This window comes from Halomonas cerina, assembly GCF_014192215.1.
In the GTDB taxonomy this organism is placed as follows: Bacteria; Pseudomonadota; Gammaproteobacteria; order Pseudomonadales; family Halomonadaceae; genus Halomonas; species Halomonas cerina.
Map to the genome: position 1 here is coordinate 1 of NZ_JACHXP010000018.1, position 16,464 is coordinate 16,464.

The window sequence follows — 16,464 nt, forward strand, 5'->3', positions numbered from 1 at the left end:
CTGCCCGAGCATCGACGAATATCGCGACTGAGGGACGCGACTGACCCGACACGGTGCGTCCTGCAACACCCCGGGCCCCGCCACTGGCGGGGCCCATGTCGTTATGCCCTGAGGACGACCTTCAGCCACTCATCGGCTCGATCACCTCGCCATGGCCGAAGCGCTCCAGGCGCCGCTGCTCACGAAAGCCTTCCAGCAGGCGCCCGTAGCGTCGCGGTATGCGCATACCCCGTCGCGTCACTAAGTGTAGGGTCTCGTAGACGGGTTGGGGCAACGTGAGCTCCTTGACCTGACGCTGCCAGGGCGAGGTCTCCAGTACCAGGCGCGAGACGACGCTGAAGCCCAGCCCGCGGGCCACGGCATCCAGCACCATGCTCACCTCGTTGGTAAAGCCCTGACGACGAAAGTGGCTCATGGAACGAAACTCGTCGGGGAAATTCTGGCGCAGTACCGTCCCGGCATGACTGCTCCCCTCGGAGTGACTGATGAAGCCCAGGCCCATCAGGTCGGCGAGGCTGGCACCAAGGAAATCGGCCGGTACCACCAGGCACAGCGACTCCTGATGCCAAGGCTCGCAGTCAAGCTCGGGATGGCGCACTGCCTCGGTGATAATCCCCAGGTCGTGACGGCCGGCGAGCACGTCGGCGACAATCTCCTGGTTGAAGGCGAAGCAATAACTGACGGTCAATCCCGGCTGCATCTGTTGCTGGCCGAGCACATAAGGATAGAGCCTCAGCCCCACGCTACCCGGCGAGGCGATGCGGCACTCACCGCTGTCCAGGCTGTCATCATCCAGGGAGTGCCGGAACTGCTCATGGTCGGCGAACAGTTTCAGGGCATAATCGTAGGCACGTCGTCCGGCCTCGGTCAGCACGAAACGTCGCCCTTGCCGGTCGAGCAGGGGTTTGCCCAGGTACTGTTCGAGCTTGCGGATATGCTGACTGACGCCCGGTTGAGTCATCGCCAGGCGACGTGCCGTACGCGTGAAGCTGCCGGTCTCGACGAGCGTGATGAAAGTGCGGAAATACTGGGCGTTGAACATGGTGCAGAAGGTCGCTGGCAGTGGCCGGGCCCGGCCAGTCTAACAGCTCGCCCCGCATGGCGCTGCGCCTCGGGGCACGCCGTGGTAGCATCCTGATGATTTCTTATCGAAACATGAGCCGATAATGCCGATGCCCGACACCATCTCCAGTACCATTTCGCCGGAAGGCAGCCTCGAGATTCTCTCACAGCACGAGGTCAACCGGCTGCATGATACTTCCCGTACCGGGCTGCATGACCTGCTGCGCAGCTGCGCCCTCGCGGTGCTCAACTCCGGCAATCCCACCGATGATGGTCTGGCGCTGATGGAGACCTATCCGGACTTCGACATCGAGGTCCTGCAACAGGACCGCGGCGTGCGTCTCAAGCTGACCAACGCGCCTGCCGAGGCCTTCGTGGACGGCAAGATGATCCGCGGCATCCGCGAGCACCTGTCCTCGGTACTGCGCGATATCGTCTATGTCTACAATGAGATCCAGACCCACCAGCGCTTCGACCTCAACACCGGGGAAGGCACCACTAACGCGGTCTTCCACATCCTGCGCAAGGCCGGCACGCTCAAGGCCGGCCGCGACCCGAGCCTGGTGGTGTGCTGGGGCGGCCACTCCATCTCCCGCGAGGAGTATGACTATACCAAGGCGGTCGGCTACCACCTGGGGCTCCGCGAGCTGGACATCTGTACCGGCTGCGGTCCCGGCGCCATGAAAGGGCCGATGAAGGGGGCCAACGTAGCTCACGCCAAACAGCGCCGTGCCCAAGGCCGCTACCTGGGCGTCTCCGAACCCGGGATCATTGCCGCCGAGGCCCCTAACCCCATCGTCAATGAACTGGTGGTGATGCCCGACATCGAGAAACGCCTGGAAGCCTTCGTCCGCCTGGGTCATGGCATCATCATCTTCCCCGGCGGCGTCGGCACGGCCGAGGAGATCCTCTACCTGCTGGGCATCCTGCTGCACCCAGACAACGCCGACATGGAACTGCCGGTGATTCTCACCGGACCGGCCGATTCGGCCGACTACTTCAAGCGGATCGACGAGTTCCTCGTCTACACCCTGGGGGAATCGGTGCGTCGCCTGTACCGGATCATCGTCGATGACCCGATCGAGGTGGCGCGCACCATGCGCAAGGAGATCGATGCGGTCACCGAGTATCGCCGCGCGCGCCAGGACGCCTTCTACTTCAACTGGCGCCTGACGGTAGCCATGGACTTCCAGTCCCCCTTCGAGGCGACTCACGAGGCCATGGCCGGCCTGGCCCTGCATCGCGAACAACCCGTCCACGAACTGGCCGCCAATCTACGCCGCGCCTTCTCGGGAATCGTCGCCGGCAACGTCAAGGAGAAGGGGATCCGGCGCATCGAGGCCCATGGCCCCTTCCGTCTTCAGGCCGAGCCAGAGTTGATGACGCGGCTCGACGAACTGCTCACCTCCTTCGTCGGCCAGGGCCGGATGAAGCTCGCCGGCGACTATGTGCCCTGTTATACGCTGGGGTAGCGCCGAGCGCCGAGCGCCGAGCGCCGAGCGCCGAGCGTCGAGCGCCGAGCGCCGAGCGCCGAGCGCCGAGCAGGATAATGACACTGCCAATTGTGACGTCAACGAAGCAACCCCACCGGACTCGACATCCAGCGGGGTTTCGCGCTGTCTTCCTCGACACCTGCCGCCCGTCTCTGAGCGGCTGGGCGCTAGGCACTTGTAGCTGGGCGCTGCCCGAAGGGCCTAGCTGGGCGCTTTAACCCAGAGCCACAGGGCGTGCAGCAGCAACCCCAGGGTGGCGCCGTGGGAGATCAGAACGGCCCAGCCGACACCCCCGCCGACCAGGGCATGCCAGCCGCTCATCACCACCAAGCCGGCCACCAGGCACAGGCCCAACCGACGCAGCAGCGCGGGTAGGCAGGCTCGCGCCTCGACCGCGAGCAGTCGCCATTGCAGCAGCGCCACCACGACCACCACGACCATGGCCATCAGCAGCAGGCTGAGACGAGTCTGGTGCCCGCCGGCCAGATAACGGGGCACGGCGGCGAGCATCAGCACCACCAGGCCAAGCAGCAGACTCAGGCGCTCGGGGGTCGGCTGGGCTCCCACGTCAGGCCACCTTTAGCTGCTGGGACTCGATCCAGGCCTCGACCCAGGGCAGCGCCTCGTCATCGGCCATGAAGGTTTCCATGGCATCCACCTCCAGACGCTCTCCAAGCCGTTGGGCCCCCTGCCCGGCCAGCAGCTCATCGAGCTGGCGACCGGCACCACAGAAGGTCTCGCCGTAGGAACTGTCACCCAGGGCGATCAGCCCGTAACGCAGCCCGGAAAGCCCCGGGCTCTTCGCCTCGAGGTCACGGGCGAAAGCCATGAAGTTGCCAGGATAGTCACCGCTGCCGGTCGTCGAGACACAGAACAGGGCGAGGTCGGTCGGCGAGCCGATGAGGTCATCGAGGGTCGGTTGGTCGAAGATGGCGACCTCATAGCCGGCCTCTTCGAACAGCGGCTTGACCTGCTCGGCGACGTCCAGGGCACCGCCATACATGGTACCTACGAAGATCTTGAGCATGGGCATGTCGTGGATTTACCTGAGAATTTCGGTCAGATATTAACATGAGGGTGCGGCATGGGGCCACGTCCAGGCGCCTGCAGTGACACCAAAGCCCGAGTATAATGGTCGGCCTTCCCCCGAGGCGTGCACGGAGGCATCATGCAGCAGACCTTCGAGACCTGGATCACCCCGATCATGATCGGCGGCCTGATTCTCTTCATGTGCTTCATCATCTGGGACCTGGCCAAGAAGTCGAAGGCCGGCCGCTTCGGCACCATCATGCTGTTCGTGGTGCTTGGCGCCGGCATGCTCGGCTATGTCCTGAAGGTAGTCATCACTTGGTGGTTAGAGAGAGGCGGTGCGGTCTAACACAAGCGAGAGCCGCCGTTATCATGCAGAACGCCACCCCGCGGGGTGGCGTTCTGCATTTGGCGGGTGCACCAGCAGGTGTGGGCCAGCGCCGCTCAGGCCGGCTCGTGACGATAGTGCTCGACCTGGCTCTTGAGCTTCTGTCCCGGCCGGAAGGTCACCACGCGCCGGGCGCTGATGGGAATCTCCTCGCCGGTCTTGGGATTGCGCCCCGGTCGCTCGCGCTTGTCGCGCAGGTCGAAGTTGCCGAAGCCCGACAGCTTGACCTGCTCGTTCTCGCGCAGGCAGGCGCGAATCTCCTCGAAGAAGGCCTCTACCATGGACTTGGCCTCGCGCTTGGTGAGCCCGAGCTCGGCGTGCAGATGTTCGGCCAGTTCCGCCTTGGTCAACGCACCCATGTCGCACTCCTCATGGAGGTGGTCACGCCGGTCGTGAGGCGCGCCGGTCATGTGCGCAGCTCGGCGCCCAGATGCTGATGCGCCTCCTCGACGATGGCATCGACCAACTGGTTGATTTCATCGTCATTTAGCGTGCGCGATGGATGCTGCCAGGTCAAGCCCAGCGCCACGCTCTTGCGTCCTTCCGGCACGCCCTGTCCCTGATAGACATCGAACAGCCGGCTGTCGGTCAGCCATTCGCCGGCCTGGGCATGCAGGGTATCGAGCAGTGTCTGGACCGGCAGAGCCTCGTCGACCAGGAAGGCCAGGTCACGACGCACCTCGGGATAGCGCGACAACGGCGCGAAGGACGGCACGCTGCCGAGAGTCAGGGCATCCAGGCGCACCTCGAAGAGAATGGCGTCGACCTTGAGGCCCAGCCTGGCCCGGACCGCCGGATGGAGGGTGCCAATCCAGCCGGCCTCCTCCCCGCGATGGAGGACCCGCGCGCACTGGCCAGGGTGCAGGGCCGGATGCTCAGCGGGTTCGAAGCGCCAAGCGTCGCGATCCCCGCCGAGGGCCAGCAGGCTCTCGAGATCCCCCTTAAGATCGAAGAAGTCGACCGTCTGACGGTCGCTGGCCCAGCCCTCCGGCTCCCGACTGCCACACACCAGGGCGCCTAGCATCGGCGTCTGGTGCAGCGCATCCAGCTCGCCACGAAACACCAGACCGGTCTCGAACAGGCGCACCCGCCCCTGCTGGCGATTGAGGTTATGCGTGAGTGCCCGTACCAGGCCAGGGAAGAGGCTCGCCCGCATCACCGAGAGATCGCTGGAGATGGGGTTGGCCAGCACCGGGGACACCGCCTCGGGAAGCAGGGCCTGCTGTAGTTCCGGGGCCACGAAGCTATAGGTCACCGCCTCGAAATACCCACGGGCCACCATCTCGCGGCGCAGTCGGGCCAGTGGCGTGCGTGCCTCGTGATCGGGGCGCAGCCCCAGGCGGGCCATAGGGCGACGTACCGGCAGGCGATTGTAACCATGGATCCGCGCCACCTCCTCGATCAGATCCTCCTCGATGGCCAGATCGAAGCGCCAGCTGGGGATACGGGTCGCCCACCCCTCTGCGATGGCATCGACGACGAGCCCTAGCCGCGCGAGGATTTCGCCGACGTCCTCGACCGGCAGCGCCTTGCCCAGCGCCTGCTCGAGGCGCGCGGCCCGCAGCTGCACCTTGCGTTCGGCCGGCAGGTGATCGACATCGACCACCTCGACCAGCGGGCCGGGCGCGCCGCCGGTGATTTCGAGCAACAGCGCCGTGGCACGCTCGGCGGCCTCACGGGCCAGGGCCGGGTCCACGCCACGCTCGAAACGGTGGGAGGCATCGGTATGCAGACCGTAGGCGCGGGCCTGACCGGCCACCGCCAGCGGGGAGAAGTGCGCCGCCTCGAGGAAGATGTCCCGGGTCTCGAGGCCCACGCCGGAATGCTCGCCGCCCATCACCCCGGCGATCGCCAATGGCCCGCGCTCGTCGGCGATGACCAGGGTGGTGTCGCTCAGCGTGATCTCCTGGCCATCGAGTAGCACCAGGCGCTCACCTTCCCGTGCCTGACGAACCACCACGGCGCCGTGCAGATTGGCCTGGTCGAAGGCATGCAGGGGCTGGCCGAGCTCGAGCATCACGTAATTGGTGACATCCACCACCGGGTCGATGGCGCGGATGCCGCCACGGCGAAGGCACTCGACCATCCACAGCGGGGTCTCGGCGGTCACGTCGACACCCTTGATCAGCCGGCCGAGGTAGCGTGGGCAGCCTGTGGTGTCCTCGACCCGCACGGGGAAGGCCTCGTTGTGGACGGGCGCCACCGGTGCGATGGCCGGCCCCTCGATGGGCAGGCGGTTGAGCACTCCGACCTCTCGAGCCAGTCCCTTTACGCTCAGGCAGTCGCCCCGGTTGGGGGTCAGATCCACCTCGATGGTGTGGTCGTCCAGGCCCATGAAGGCCCGGAAGTCCTCCCCTACCGGGGCGTCGGCCGGCAGCACCAGGATACCCGCCGAGGTCTCCTCCTCCAGGCCCAGTTCCGAGGCGGAGCAGATCATGCCGCGGGATTCGACGCCCCGCAGCTTAGCCTTCTTGATCTTGAAGTCGCCAGGCAGCACTGCGCCGACCCGGGCGAAGGCCACCTTCTGGCCCTCGGCGACATTGGGCGCGCCGCATACCACCGGTAGCCTCTCGCCGCTGCCGTCCTCGACCCGGCAGACGTTGAGCTTGTCAGCATCGGGATGCGGCGCCTTGGCGACCACCTCGGCCACCACCACGCCCTCGAAGTCGGCGGCCACCGGCTCGATGGCGTCGACCTCAAGGCCGGCCATGGTGATCTGATCGGCCAGGGCCTGGGTCGCCAGCGCCGGGGAGACCCATTCGCGCAGCCACTGTTCGGAAAATTTCATGTCAGATCCTATCGCTGTGTTCTGCTTATCCGGTGGTCGATCAGGCGAACTGCCTGAGGAAGCGCAGATCGTTGTCGAAGAACAGCCGCAGGTCATTGACGCCGTAGCGCAGCATGGCCAGGCGCTCGGCGCCCATGCCAAAGGCGAAGCCGGTGTAGCGTTCGGGGTCGATGCCGGAGTGGCGGAACACCTCCGGGTGCACCATGCCGCAGCCCATCACCTCGAGCCAGCCGCTGTAGGAACAGACCCGGCAACCGTCGCCATTGCACATCACGCACTGGATATCTACCTCCGCCGAGGGCTCGGTGAAAGGGAAGTAGGAGGGGCGGAAACGTACCGAGAGGTCACCGCGCTCGAAGAAGGCGTGCAAGAAGTCCTCGATGGTGCCCTTGAGATCGGCGAAGCTGACGTCCTGGTCCACCAACAGCCCTTCTACTTGGTGGAACATCGGCGTATGGGTCAGGTCGGAATCGCTGCGGTAGACCCGTCCGGGGCAGACGATACGAATCGGCGGCTCGGTCTCCTTCATGGTCCGCACCTGCACCGGCGAGGTGTGGGTACGCAGCAGACGGCTGGCGTCGAAGTAGAAGGTGTCGGCCATGCCCCGCGCCGGATGGTGGGCGGGGATGTTAAGGGCCTCGAAGTTGTGGTAGTCGTCCTCGATCTCCGGACCGACCGCCACGTCATAACCGACGCGGGTGAAGAGTCCCTCGATGCGCTCCAGAGTACGGGTTACCGGATGCAGGCCACCGTCCGACTGGCCGCGGCCCGGCAGGGTAACGTCGATGCGATCCGCCGCCAGGCGGGCCTCCAGCGCGGCCTTCTCCAGCGACCGGCGACGCTCGTCCAACTCATGGCTCAGGGCCTGCTTGGCCTGGTTGATGCGCTCGCCAGCTACCGGACGCTCCGCGGCAGGCAACTTGCCGAGTCCCTTGAGCAGTGCGGTGATCTCGCCCTTCTTGCCAAGATAGCGTACGCGCAGTTCGTCCAGCGTGGTCATGCTGTCGGCGGCCTGGATGGCGTCGCGGGCCTCGGCGACCAGAGTAGGAAGGTGGTCCATCCGTTGAGCTCCGAAGTCTGTCAAAAAAACAGGGGAAGAGCGGCTGCTCTTCCCCTGCGACGATCAACGCGGTCTGTCGGGGCGATGACGCCCCTGCCGACCACGGGTCTTATTGGGCAGCCTTGGCCTTCTCGACGATGGCGGCAAAGGCAGCCTTCTCGTGAACCGCCAGATCGGCCAGCACCTTGCGGTCGATCTCGATGCCGGCCTTCTTCAGGCCGCCGACGAAGCGGCTGTAGGACAGGCCGTGCTGACGGGCACCGGCGTTGATGCGCTGGATCCACAGGGCGCGGAACTGGCGCTTGCGCTGGCGACGGTCACGGTAGGCATATTGACCGGCCTTGATGACGGCCTGCTTGGCCACGCGGAAGACGCGTGAACGGGCACCATAGTAGCCCTTGGCCTGCTTGAGGATCTTCTTGTGACGGCGACGTGCGACGACGCCACGCTTGACGCGAGTCATGGCTTACTCCTGACGGTAGAGGGTGGCAACCAAGGGGTTACAGGTTGGGCAGCATGCGCTGCACGAGCTGCTTGTCGGCGTCATGTATCTGCTTCATCCCACGCAGATGACGCTTCCGCTTGGTGGACTTCTTGGTCAGGATGTGACTGCGGAACGACTGCTTGTGCTTGAAGCCGTTGGCCGTCTTCTTGAAGCGCTTGGCAGCGCCGCTGTTGGTCTTGATCTTCGGCATGAGGTTAACTCCGCACGAGGTTTCTTGAGAAAACCCGAGGCCGACAGGAAGCCTGGCTGCCTCCTGCCCGTTGGACTGGCCGTCGGATCACTTCTTCTATTACTGCTATTACTGCTTCTTCTTGGGGGCAATGATCATGATCATCTGGCGCCCTTCCATCTTGGGAAAGGACTCCACGGTGCCGATATCTTCGAGATCGGCGGCAATCCGCTCCATCAGCTTGCGACCGATGTCCTGGTGTGCCATCTCGCGACCGCGGAAGCGCAGCGTCACCTTGCCCTTGTCGCCACTTTCGAGGAAGCGCGTCAGGTTCTTCATCTTGACCTGATAATCGCCCTCGTCGGTGCCAGGCCGGAACTTGACTTCCTTGACCTGGATCTGCTTCGTCTTCTTCTTCTGTGCCGCCTTCTGCTTCTTCTGCTCGAAGACGAACTTGCCGTAATCCATGATCTTGCAGACGATCGGATCGGCATTGGAAATCTGCACGAGATCCATACCGGCAGCTTCGGCGCGTTCCAGCGCATCGCTGGTGGGTACGACCCCCAGCTGCTCGCCATCGCTGTCGATCAGGCGAACCTGATCCTCGGTAATTCGCTCGTTCATCGGGGGGCGTTTATCCTGAACGCGCCCTCTGGGGCTGCTTCGCTTGATGGTTCCGTCTCCACTATAGCCTTGGAAGATGTCGCTATTGCCGTTCGGCCTGAATCCGCTCGATGAAGGCATCCACTGTCATCGTACCCAGATTCTCGCCACTGCGAGTGCGCAGGGCCACCGAGTCGGACTCGACTTCCTTATCTCCCACCACCAGGAGATAGGGGACCTTCTGCAACGTATGCTCCCGGATTTTAAAGCCGATCTTCTCGTTCCTCAAGTCCGACTTGACGCGCAGGCCGACTTTCTGCAACCGCTGCTCCAACGCCATGGCGTAGTCGCGTTGGGCATCGGTGATGGTCATCACCACCGCCTGCTGCGGCGCCAGCCACAACGGCATAGCCCCGGCGTAGTGCTCGATGAGGATGCCCAAGAAGCGCTCGAAGGAGCCCAGAATGGCCCGGTGCAGCATCACCGGCGTCTTGCGCACGCCATCCTCGTCGACGAACTGGGCTCCCAGCCGCCCCGGCAAGTTGAAATCCAGCTGCAGGGTGCCGCACTGCCAGACTCGGTTCAAGCAGTCACGCAGTGAGAACTCGATCTTGGGCCCGTAGAAGGCGCCCTCGCCCGGCTGCAGCTCCCAGTCGAGCCCAGTGGCGTTCAGCGCCGCTTCGAGGCCGGCCTCGGCTCGGTCCCAGAGGGTCGCCTCGCCCATGAAGCCGTCCGGCCGTGTGGAGAGCTTGAGCTCCACGTCCTCGAAGCCCAGGTCCTTGTAGACCTGGAGCGTGAGGGCGATGAAGGCCTCGGCCTCGGACTGGATCTGCTTCTCGGTACAGAAGATGTGGGCGTCGTCCTGGGTGAAGCCACGCACCCGCATCAGGCCGTGCAGCGAGCCGGAGGGCTCGTTACGATGACAGCTGCCGAACTCGGCCAGGCGCAGCGGCAGGTCCCGGTAGCTCTTCAGTCCCTGGTTGAACACCTGGACGTGGCAGGGGCAGTTCATCGGCTTGACCGCGTATTCGCGCTTCTCGGACTCGGTGGTGAACATCAGTTCGCTGTAGTGGCCCCAGTGACCCGAGGCCTTCCACAGGGAGAGGTCCACCACCTGCGGCGTCTTGATCTCCTGATAGCCGTTCTCGATCTGCACGCGGCGCATGTACTGCTCGAGAGCCTGATACAGGGTCCAACCATTGGGATGCCAGAACACCATGCCCGGCGCCTCCTCCTGGAGGTGGAAGAGGTCCATCTTGCGCGCTAGCTTGCGGTGGTCGCGCTTTTCGGCCTCCTCGAGGCGCTTGAGGTAGGCCTTGAGCTGCTTCTTGTCGCCCCAGGCGGTGCCGTAGATACGGGTCAGCATCGGCCGGTCGGCATCGCCTCGCCAGTAGGCGCCGGCCAGCTTGGTCAGCCTGAAGGCCTTGAGATGCCGGGTGTTGGGCACGTGCGGTCCCCGGCACATGTCGGTGTATTCCTGATGGTGATAGAGGCGAATGGTCTCCCCTTCCGAAATATCACGCACGATCTCCTGCTTGTAGGGTTCGTCGCGATGCAAGAAGGTCAGCATGGCCTGGTCGCGGTCGACATACTCGCGGACGATGTCGTATTCCTCGTCGATCAGCTGCTTCATGCGCTTCTCGATGATCTCGAGATCGTCCGGCGTGATCGACTTGCCGAAATCGATGTCATAGTAGAAACCGTCATCGATCACCGGGCCGATGGCCATCTTGGCCTCGGGGTAGAGCTGCTTGACCGCGTGACCGATCAGGTGGGCGCAGGAATGCCGGATGATCTCGAGCCCCGCCTCGTCGCGGGCGGTGATGATGGCCACCTCGGCATCATGGTCGATGACGTCCGCGGTATCCACCAGGGTGCCGTCGATCCTGCCGGCCACACAGGCCTTGGCCAGTCCCGGCCCGATACTCTCGGCCAACTGCATCACGGTAAGGGGTTCGTCGAAGGTTCTCTGGCTGCCGTCAGGCAGGGTCACGATGGGCATGAAGGGTTCCTTGTGCGCAGTGGTGATCCACACCAAGGATCACATGTCGCCATAAGAATGGTCAGGACGCAAAGCCGCCTAGCCTAGCAGACCCCACCCTTGGTGCGCCACGCCGCAGGGGTGGCCATGAATAAGGAAAGGCGCCGACAGGCGCCTTTCCGGGTCGAACCGCCCCCGTCAGGCGGGGGACGGCGAGTTCAGGGCAGGATCACTCCCACTCGCCGAGTTCCACGCGACGGTTCTGGGCACGGCCCGCATCGGTCTCGTTGCTAGCGATCGGCTGGGACTCGCCATAACCGATGGTACGCATGCGCTCCATGTCGATGCCCTGGCCGGCCAGGTAATCAGCGACGGAGTCGGCACGACGCTGGGACAGGTCCTGGTTGTAGGCATCGCTGCCCATGGCATCGGTGTGGCCCTCGATGCGCACACGGACGTTCTCGTTGGCACGCAGCTTCTCGGCGACGCCATCGAGGATCTGCTCGGCGCCCATGGTCAGGGTCGCGGAGTCGAACTCGAAGTTGACGTCACGCAGCACCAGGTCCTCCACGCAGCCCAGGGCATTGACCTCGGCACCGGCCGGCGTCCCCGGACACTGGTCCTGGTAGTCCGGCACGCCGTCGCCATCGCTGTCCAGCGGGCAGCCCACGGCATCCACGGCAACGCCGGCCGGGGTTCCCGGGCACTGGTCATCGGCATCGAAGACGCCATCGCCGTCGGTGTCGGTGGGTGCCGGCTCCATGGGCTGCGGCGAGGTGTCGGCACACAGCATGGCCCCGATGGTGGCCCCGGCGGTCGCCCCGATGGCCGCCCCCTGGTCCTCGTCGGACTCGCTGCTGGTGCCATAGCCGATGCCGCCGCCGATCAGACTGCCGGCCAGGCCACAGACGAAGGGATGCTGATACCAGGCATCGGACGAGGCACTGGCGCCCGTGCCGGGTTGAGAGGCGGAACTGGCACAGCCGGAAAGGCCGACCACCAACGCAGAGCCGAGTAACAAGCCAGTCGTAGATTTTTTCATGTAAGACTCCTTCTACACATCATTCCGACGGGACAGTGTAATGGGCTGCCCGCCGACGTGTCCGATGATTGGACCGAGGAGGGTCGGGTTACGACCCATACTGACCAAAGTAAGCACGTAAGTGCTGACTCGGCCAGCTCCCGGGAACGATGGCCGTCGTATTCGATCATGTTCCGTCCCCCTACGGTACAGGGCGAAGCTTGCCGGAGACCTCGGGGAGTTGCAATGCACCTCCGGCCTGACGTGGCGGGGATCAGTACGAGCGGTTCAGCCGGTCACGCCGAAACGCCACCGCGGCAGCCGCTGCCTTCAAAATAGGCTCACGTAGCTCGTCCTCGACGGCCAGGCGTTCACGATCCTCCTGGAAGCGTTCCCGAGGGCTCAGCGCCTGGCGGGCCGAATGGGTATGCAGGTGACGGGTCCGGCCATGGACCTCACCGAAGGCGGCGAAGTCCGGCCGCTCGATCAGGCGTGGGTCGAGGATCTCCAGCAACACCTTGCAGCGCCAGGCCCCCTCGGTGATGTCCACCTGCTCCTGCAGCAGGGCCGAGGCCACCAGCTCGAGGTTCTCGAGGCAGTTATCGTGGGCACGGCGCCGCTCTTCGTCGCGGAAATCGCGCCGACGCCTGACTTCACGCCACAGGGTGACGGCATAGGCCCCGAGGCCGGCCACGAGGGCCAAGGCAAGGCCGAGCAGAATCAGCGCGGTGGTAGTGGTCATGGGCAACTTCTCGGCAAGCGTCGAATGGACACCGTATTCTATACTCCCCAAGGGATACGCCCCAAACCCTTGACTGCCATGTGCTTGCCCACCGCCTGACGAGCAGGCCTCGGTCATGGCCGTGCCCCCAGGAAAGCCTTATGTCGACAGGAAGTACCGACCCGGCGCCGACCCCGTCCCAAGCCAGCCAGATCGGCCTCTGGTTGGGCCCCCTGTGGCTCGTGACCTGCCTGCTCGCTCCCGCTCCCGCCGGAATGCCCGATGCCGCCTGGGCCTGTGTCGGCTTGGCCCTGCTGATGGCCACCTGGTGGTCCACCGAAGCGATCCCGATTCCCGCCACTGCCCTGCTGCCCCTCGCGCTGGTGCCGGCCCTGGGGATCGGCGGCATGAACGAGACGGCTGCCAGCTACGCCAACCCCATCATTTACCTGTTCCTCGGCGGGTTCCTGCTGGGCATCGCCATGCAGCGCTGGAACCTGCATCGGCGTATCGCCCTGCTGGTCCTGCGCGTGGTCGGGCAGCAACCCAGGCGGCAGATCGGCGGCTTCATGATCGCCACCGGCTTTCTGAGCATGTGGGTCTCCAACACCGCCACGGCGATCATGATGTTGCCCATCGGCATGTCGGTAATCAGCCTGCTCGAGGGAAGCGACCCCACGGAGCTCAAGCGCTACGCCACGGCCCTGCTGCTGGCCATCGCCTATTCGGCCAGCATCGGCGGCATCGCCACGCTGATCGGCACACCGCCCAATGCGCTGCTCGCCGGCTACCTGGCTGACAGTCGCGGTATCGATCTAGGGTTCGCCCAGTGGATGCTGATTGGCTTGCCGATCAGCATGGTGATGATGGCCGGCGCCTGGTGGTGGCTGACCCGTCGCGGATTTGCCCTCGCATCGGGCGAGGACAGCACCACCCTGATCCAAAACGAGCTGGCGACGCTCGGCCCCACCAGCACCGCCGAGCGTCGCGTCGGGACCATCTTCCTGCTCGCGGCACTCGCCTGGGTGATCCGGCCCCTGCTCAACGACGCCGGTCTCGACTGGCTCTCCGATACCGGGATTGCCATCACCGCCGGCATCGCCCTGTTTCTGGTGCCTGCCGGTCGCGCGCCCGGCGAGCGCCTGATCGACTGGGACGACGCCCGTGAGCTGCCCTGGGGCATTCTGCTGCTGTTCGGTGGCGGCCTGGCGCTGGCCGGCGCCATCAGCCGCTCCGGACTGGCCGAATGGATCGCCGAGCAGCTCGGCGTGTTCAGCGTCTTCCCGCTTCTGGCGCTGATCGCCATGGTGGTACTGGTGATCATCTTCCTGACCGAAGTGACGTCCAACACCGCCACCGCCGCGGCCTTCCTGCCGCTGCTGGGCGCGCTGGCCCTGTCCCTGGACATCTCCCCGCTGCTGATCACGGTGCCGGCGGCGATCGCGGCGAGCTGTGCCTTCATGATGCCGGTCGCCACCCCGCCCAACGCCATCGTCTTCGCTACCGGACACCTGAAGATCCAGTCGATGATCCGCGCCGGGTTCGCCCTCAACTTGCTCGGTACGGGAGTAGTCTCACTGCTCGGCTATTCCCTGCTGTTGCTGCTCTGGTGATTTGGCCATGGAGGGCGGGCCCGCATGTGACGCGTCGGGGCTCGATCATCATTACACCAGCCAGAGGCCGGCATGGTGGTCGAGGAGCAGGACGCCGAACACGCCGAGGATATAACGGATCGAGAACCAGAAGGCGGCCAGCGGGGCCTTGGGATCGTGACCTCGCCAGACCTTCCAGTTCCAGGTCATGAAGCGCAGGTTGAGCGCCATGACCCCTGCCAGGTAAACCGCCCCACTCATGCCGATGGCGAACGGCAGCAAGGTGGCCGCTACGGTGAGCCAACCATAGAGCCACACCTGCAGGCGCGTGAATGCCTCGCCATGGGTCACCGGCAGCATGGGCACGCCGGCCCGGGCATATTCGGCCCGCTTGTGGATCGCCAGCGCCCAGAAGTGCGGCGGCGTCCAGGCAAAGACGATCAACATCAGCAGCAGCGGTTCCGGCCCCAGCTGGCCGGTCATCGCCGTCCAGCCCAGCAGCGGCGGCGCCGCCCCGGCCACCCCACCGATGACGATGTTCTGGGGCGTGGCGCGCTTGAGAAAGGTGGTATAGACCAGCGCATAGCCGATCAGCGACCCCAGGGTCAACCAGGCCGTGAGTGCATTGACCTGCCAGTGCAGAAGGCCGATCCCCGCGACCGACAGCAGGGTGGCCCAGGCCAGCGCGAGCGACGCCGGCATGCGCCGGGATGCCAGGGGACGCCGCGCGGTCCTGATCATCATGGCATCCAGGCGGCGGTCCACCACATGGTTGAAGGCCGCCGCCCCGCTAGCCGCCAGGCCGATGCCGACCAGCCCCAAGACCACCGCCCCCGGTGCCGGTGTCACCGGCGCCAGCAGCATCCCCACCAGGGTGCAAACCAGCATCACCACCACCACCCGCGGCTTGCACAGGGTCAGCAGGTCACGCCAGCTCCAGCCCGTGGTGTCATCGGTGCAGCGCTCCATCATCACGGACTCAGACATGGCCCCACTCCTCTGTCGTTACGTGTCTCGACCCGCCGACCGGTGCCGTCGAGATGCGCCAGTGCCAGCTGGCCAGGGTGGCCGCCGCGACCAACCCAGCAGCGCCCGCCGTATGCAGCAAGGCGAGCCACAAGGGTAGCCATAGCAACACGTTGGCGATGCCTAGCCCCAGCTGAACACCATAGACCCCGACCAGCAGCCCCAGCCAGGGGCGCAGGGCAGGCTCTCTCCGGTAGCGAATGGCCAGCGCCAGCAGGCCGAGCCCCAGCGCCAGGGCCCCCAGCCGATGGGCCAGATGGATGGCGGTGCGGGCCTCGGCATGGAGCTGGCCATGCAGGTAGTTGGGCCCCACCGTCTGGCCCAGATTGAACCCCTCGGACCAATCCACGGCCGGCCACCATTGCCCATTGCAGGCCGGTATGCCCTGACAGGCCAGGCCGGCGTAGTTGCTCGAGGTCCAGCCTCCCAGCGCCAGCTGCAGTAGCAGGAGGCCGAGTACCAGGCCCCAGAGGGGCGACCAGCGACGCACCGGAACGGAGCGCGCCGCTCCCATCGCGACCCGTCGCAGGCGCAGATGCAGCCACAGGAAGAGCACCATCACGCCAAGCCCCCCCAGCAGGTGGAGGGTCACCACCTGGGGCCAGAGCTTGAGGGTGACTGTGAAGGCCCCGAAGGCCCCCTGCAGCAGGATCATCACGAGCAGGGCGAGACTGAGCCCCCAGGGATAATCGCGCCGGTGCCGCAGGGACCAGCCCAGCAGCAGTACCACGATCACCAGCAGGCCAAGGCTCGTGGCGAGGTAACGGTGGAGCATCTCCATCCAGGCCTTGGCCGCCTCGAGCGGCGTATCCGGGGAGTGCATCAGGGCACTGGCCGCATCCGGCACCAGCAGGGCGCCATAACAGCCGGGCCAGTCCGGGCAGCCCAGCCCGGCATCCACCAGGCGGGTCCAGGCACCGACCAGCACCACCGTGGCGGTGAACAGCGTGCCCGCCAGGCTCAGACCGACCAGCCACGTCAGGCGTCGCCTCCCCACCCTGCTCGCTTGCATCATCGGCGAAACCT

17 protein-coding genes are annotated in these 16,464 nt (G+C 65.3%); 3 read left to right on the forward strand and 14 right to left on the reverse strand.

Annotated features, from left to right (window positions below):
* Positions 1-121 precede the first annotated feature (121 nt).
* Complete coding sequence (locus FHR94_RS15375; RefSeq protein ID WP_183326875.1) at positions 122-1,042, reverse strand: LysR family transcriptional regulator; 921 nt, start codon at positions 1,040-1,042, stop codon at positions 122-124.
* 130 nt (positions 1,043-1,172) lie between these two features.
* On the opposite strand from FHR94_RS15375, the gene ppnN reads away from it, so the two are divergent.
* Positions 1,173-2,534 carry a nucleotide 5'-monophosphate nucleosidase PpnN gene (gene ppnN / locus FHR94_RS15380; protein ID WP_221188506.1) on the forward strand — a complete coding sequence of 454 codons (1,362 nt, stop codon included), beginning with the start codon at positions 1,173-1,175 and terminating at the stop codon, positions 2,532-2,534.
* A 222-nt stretch (positions 2,535-2,756) separates the two neighbouring features.
* Here ppnN and FHR94_RS15385 read toward each other — a convergent pair whose 3' ends face one another.
* Together FHR94_RS15385 and FHR94_RS15390 are read right to left on the reverse strand one after the other, a co-directional pair.
* Complete coding sequence (locus FHR94_RS15385; protein WP_183326877.1) at positions 2,757-3,122, reverse strand: hypothetical protein; 366 nt, start codon at positions 3,120-3,122, stop codon at positions 2,757-2,759.
* 1 nt (position 3,123) lies between these two features.
* Entirely contained in the window at positions 3,124-3,588 is a 465-nt protein-coding gene (locus tag FHR94_RS15390; RefSeq protein WP_183326879.1) for a flavodoxin domain-containing protein, read from the reverse strand.
* A 135-nt stretch (positions 3,589-3,723) separates the two neighbouring features.
* Between FHR94_RS15390 and FHR94_RS15395 the strand changes: the two genes are divergently transcribed.
* Complete coding sequence (locus FHR94_RS15395; RefSeq protein WP_183326881.1) at positions 3,724-3,933, forward strand: DUF2788 domain-containing protein; 210 nt, start codon at positions 3,724-3,726, stop codon at positions 3,931-3,933.
* 95 nt (positions 3,934-4,028) lie between these two features.
* Here the strand turns inward: FHR94_RS15395 and FHR94_RS15400 are convergent, their stop codons facing one another.
* From FHR94_RS15400 to FHR94_RS15440, 9 genes are all read right to left on the reverse strand, one after another.
* Entirely contained in the window at positions 4,029-4,331 is a 303-nt protein-coding gene (locus tag FHR94_RS15400; protein WP_183326883.1) for an integration host factor subunit alpha, read from the reverse strand.
* Between the two features lie 47 nt (positions 4,332-4,378).
* On the reverse strand, positions 4,379-6,760 hold the full coding sequence (gene pheT, locus FHR94_RS15405; RefSeq protein WP_183326885.1) for a phenylalanine--tRNA ligase subunit beta: 2,382 nt from the start codon (positions 6,758-6,760) through the stop codon (positions 4,379-4,381).
* 40 nt (positions 6,761-6,800) lie between these two features.
* Positions 6,801-7,820 carry a phenylalanine--tRNA ligase subunit alpha gene (pheS, locus tag FHR94_RS15410; RefSeq protein WP_183326887.1) on the reverse strand — a complete coding sequence of 340 codons (1,020 nt, stop codon included), beginning with the start codon at positions 7,818-7,820 and terminating at the stop codon, positions 6,801-6,803.
* Positions 7,821-7,929: 109 nt separating this feature from the next.
* A complete protein-coding gene (gene rplT, locus FHR94_RS15415) occupies positions 7,930-8,283 on the reverse strand; it encodes a 50S ribosomal protein L20 (RefSeq protein ID WP_021817421.1) in 354 nt (117 codons plus the stop codon).
* A gap of 37 nt (positions 8,284-8,320) precedes the next feature.
* Positions 8,321-8,515: a 50S ribosomal protein L35 gene (gene rpmI, locus FHR94_RS15420; RefSeq protein ID WP_183326890.1), complete on the reverse strand. Its 195-nt coding sequence runs from the start codon at positions 8,513-8,515 to the stop codon at positions 8,321-8,323.
* Positions 8,516-8,623: 108 nt separating this feature from the next.
* Complete coding sequence (gene infC, locus FHR94_RS15425) at positions 8,624-9,238, reverse strand: translation initiation factor IF-3 (RefSeq protein WP_221188504.1); 615 nt, start codon at positions 9,236-9,238, stop codon at positions 8,624-8,626.
* On the reverse strand, positions 9,201-11,099 hold the full coding sequence (gene thrS / locus FHR94_RS15430; RefSeq protein ID WP_183326894.1) for a threonine--tRNA ligase: 1,899 nt from the start codon (positions 11,097-11,099) through the stop codon (positions 9,201-9,203). The genes infC and thrS overlap by 38 nt, the downstream gene beginning before the upstream one ends.
* Before the next feature lie 208 nt (positions 11,100-11,307).
* Positions 11,308-12,120 carry an OmpA family protein gene (locus tag FHR94_RS15435; protein WP_183326896.1) on the reverse strand — a complete coding sequence of 271 codons (813 nt, stop codon included), beginning with the start codon at positions 12,118-12,120 and terminating at the stop codon, positions 11,308-11,310.
* A 253-nt stretch (positions 12,121-12,373) separates the two neighbouring features.
* Entirely contained in the window at positions 12,374-12,841 is a 468-nt protein-coding gene (locus FHR94_RS15440) for a DUF2489 domain-containing protein (RefSeq protein ID WP_183326898.1), read from the reverse strand.
* Positions 12,842-12,981: 140 nt separating this feature from the next.
* Here FHR94_RS15440 and FHR94_RS15445 point away from each other — a divergent pair, with 140 nt between their 5' ends.
* Entirely contained in the window at positions 12,982-14,433 is a 1,452-nt protein-coding gene (locus FHR94_RS15445; RefSeq protein ID WP_183326900.1) for an SLC13 family permease, read from the forward strand.
* Positions 14,434-14,484: 51 nt separating this feature from the next.
* On the opposite strand, the gene cyoE is transcribed toward FHR94_RS15445, so the two are convergent.
* A complete protein-coding gene (gene cyoE / locus FHR94_RS15450) occupies positions 14,485-15,399 on the reverse strand; it encodes a heme o synthase (protein WP_246389990.1) in 915 nt (304 codons plus the stop codon).
* On the reverse strand, positions 15,392-16,453 hold the full coding sequence (locus FHR94_RS15455) for a COX15/CtaA family protein (RefSeq protein WP_425485389.1): 1,062 nt from the start codon (positions 16,451-16,453) through the stop codon (positions 15,392-15,394). Before FHR94_RS15455 ends, cyoE begins: the two co-directional genes overlap by 8 nt.
* Positions 16,454-16,464 lie beyond the last annotated feature (11 nt).